We start from the raw sequence: 2,494 nt of genomic DNA, 5'->3' as shown, positions 1-2,494 counted from the left end.
TTATTCCAGTCTGTAATTTTGTGGTTATTGCCAGATCGGTGATTAGGTTTAGGGAGGAAGTCTCCGGTCTGTGCTTTTCTTTGCAGCCAGAGATTAATGGTGTTCCGGCTGACATGGAAAACTTGACTGGCTTCTGTTTTGGGCATACCGTCTAGTTCAATTGCATCAATAACTTTTTGTCTGAGGTCGTAACTATAGGGGGCTGGCATTTTTGGTCTTCTTAGTCATCTCGTCCTATCCATTATACGTCCTAACTTTCCTGTCTGGTGCTATACATACTACTATGACCAGTGAGGATATAGGCCAAGCCGAAGCCGAGTTAATTACCCTCAAATATAGCCGAGTTGAGATCCGGGGAGTTCTGGTTTTGCTGCGAACCTTTCAGCAATTACAACCCACCCCCATAGCCGATCTATCCATACGCCAACAATATTTTCTATTTGCTAATGTGGGGGAATTTTTCCCCGCCTTAGTAGTCCTGTCCATAGCCGCCGGAGCATCCCTACAGGAGTTTACTACCCTAATTAACCATTATCTGAATCCCGATGATGCGATCGCTCACCCCCAACCCGTCATTAGCGGGAAACTCTTAATGGCAAAATTGGGACTCTCTCCCAGTCCCTTATTAGGGGATCTACTCCAAGAGATACAAATTGCTAAGGCTGAGGGTCAAATATCCACCCGTGAAGATGCCATAGCGATCGCATCCCAGAAAATGCTTGAATTGAACCTACCCTAACTAGGGGTTGTAGCTGTTATTGTGACTTCTAAGGCTTTAATTAGGGGTGTGTCCCGGCGGACATTTCACCCCTACTTTTATGATTTTAGGGACGCTGAATGATGGTTTCCACCACACGCCGCCGCTGTTTGGGGTCAATGCCTAACAGTCGCACATAGTCCTTTGGGTGTTGACTTAGGCAATTTTCCACAGAAGCGATCGCCTCTGGGATAATTAGGGGTCGAGAATGGAGTCGCCTCCATTCCCTCCCATTCAAAACCGTGCTTGAGACTTTCACCTCACACGGCTCCTAGTCTGATTGTTCCATTGTTAGGGACACAGCTTTGGCATTGTCAAGTGCCGTCTTATCATCGCGGGTGTGGCGATGTAATAGTTGAAGGTTTTTGTATTCATCCTTTCCGCCTAGACTTCGAGGTATAATGTGGTCTACTTCTACTAAATCTGATGGTGCGAAATACTGTCCACACCATGTACATCTACCTTTTTGCTTTTTGAGTAGTTTGGTTACCCTAATTGGCGTTCCAATTGCTTGTCCTTTCCTGGTTGCCCAGTAAATCCAATTTCCGTCGTATGGTGTTGCGTCAGGGCGTATTAGGGTATGTCTGACAATCGGAGTCCAGTTGTGTTTATATAGATGTAACCTATCTTTGGTTTGGAACATCCAAGTTTCTTGTCTTTCTTTCCCATTACTGAGTTTCACCGTCCCCGGTTTAAAGTATTTGCTCAGTTTTTCGTGATTTGCCTTTCCGCATCTTGATACTGTCCATGCCCGTAACATTAGCCAGACTATGTTGTCTAGCTTAACAAAGGTCTCTTTTGAGACTACCGCTGAATAATAGTTTGACCATCCCCGAATGATTGGGTTTAGTTTGCTAATCAGGGCTGATTGAGGTGCAGTTTTGTGTTTTTTAACTTCACCTTTTATCACTTCTATGTGGGCTTTAACTGCTTTGTTGCTGGGTTTGATGTGGGTTTGATGTCAGATTAATCGGCTTGCTGCCCCGCCTGTTTTCCCAGATTTATATTTTCCTACCGGATGTTGCCTGATATTGAATCCTAGAAAGTCGAACCCTGGTTCCTCTGTTTTACCATCATACTCAATAGATTTGAGCGTGTGGCAGATTCGAGTCTTTTCAGGTTTTATTTCTAATCATACAGGTTTTAACCATTCAGAAATAGCAGTTTTGCACTGTTCAATGATTCCTAGGTCTTTTGAGATGACCACAAAATCATCAGCGTATCTTATCAGGTTAACCTGTGTGGTCGTCCCTTTATTAGGATACATTTCTTTAACTAGCCTTTCCATTCCCAACAGTGCGATGTTGGCTAGTAATGGACTTATTACCCCTCCTTGTGGTGTCCCTGCTTCTGTATCCTCGAATACACCGTTATCTAGCACGCCTGCTTTGAGCCATTGTTTCARGTCTCTTTTYAGGCWGCTTGGASAATGAATTTTGGACAGTAGRTAATCATGGTTCACGGTAAGAGCATTTCGTTATGGTCGAAAGGGAAGTCACCTTCCCCAACTCCACTTCAAAACCGTACTTGAGACTTTCATCTCATACGGCTCCTGATGTGGATACCCCTTTGTCAGTGGGAACAGGGCTACGACCCCCTGCTTTATGACCTCAACTTTCGGAGCTATATACACACGTAGTCATTAACTCGTTTTCGTCATAACACTCTTAGTTGTCGCGGTCTCTATATCCACACCGTGACTAGTGGGCATATCCTAACCATTACAATTAGGCATTA

Annotated in this window: 2 protein-coding genes and 2 pseudogenes; 1 reads left to right on the top strand and 3 read right to left on the bottom strand. The window is 44.4% G+C overall.

All coding sequences use genetic code 11. The features are described 5' to 3' along the window. Positions 1 to 209 (bottom strand): IS630 transposase-related protein (locus B9T16_RS27785; protein ID WP_410246297.1); only part of this gene is annotated, 209 nt, incomplete at its 3' end. Between the two features lie 74 nt (positions 210 to 283). On the opposite strand from B9T16_RS27785, the gene B9T16_RS27780 reads away from it, so the two are divergent. Beyond that, a complete protein-coding gene (locus tag B9T16_RS27780) occupies positions 284 to 739 on the top strand; it encodes a polynucleotide adenylyltransferase (protein WP_071941193.1) in 456 nt (151 codons plus the stop codon). A gap of 85 nt (positions 740 to 824) precedes the next feature. On the opposite strand, the pseudogene B9T16_RS27775 reads toward B9T16_RS27780, so the two are convergent. Continuing rightward, positions 825 to 950, bottom strand: a pseudogene (locus B9T16_RS27775) (ribulose bisphosphate carboxylase small subunit); the annotation flags it as partial. A 78-nt stretch (positions 951 to 1,028) separates the two neighbouring features. Next, positions 1,029 to 2,219: pseudogene (locus tag B9T16_RS27770) on the bottom strand (group II intron reverse transcriptase). Positions 2,220 to 2,494 lie beyond the last annotated feature (275 nt).

The sequence above is a fragment of the Arthrospira sp. PCC 8006 genome, from assembly GCF_046480465.1.
In the GTDB taxonomy this organism is placed as follows: domain Bacteria; phylum Cyanobacteriota; class Cyanobacteriia; order Cyanobacteriales; family Microcoleaceae; genus Limnospira; species Limnospira platensis.
Note: the sequence above shows the minus strand (reverse complement) of the source record. Positions and strands in the feature narration are given on the sequence as shown.

Bases quoted from the DNA above. Each gene is read 5' to 3' on its own strand.
- B9T16_RS27780 (WP_071941193.1), top strand. From the start codon at position 284: ATGACCAGTGAGGATATAGGCCAAGCCGAAGCCGAGTTAATTACCCTC.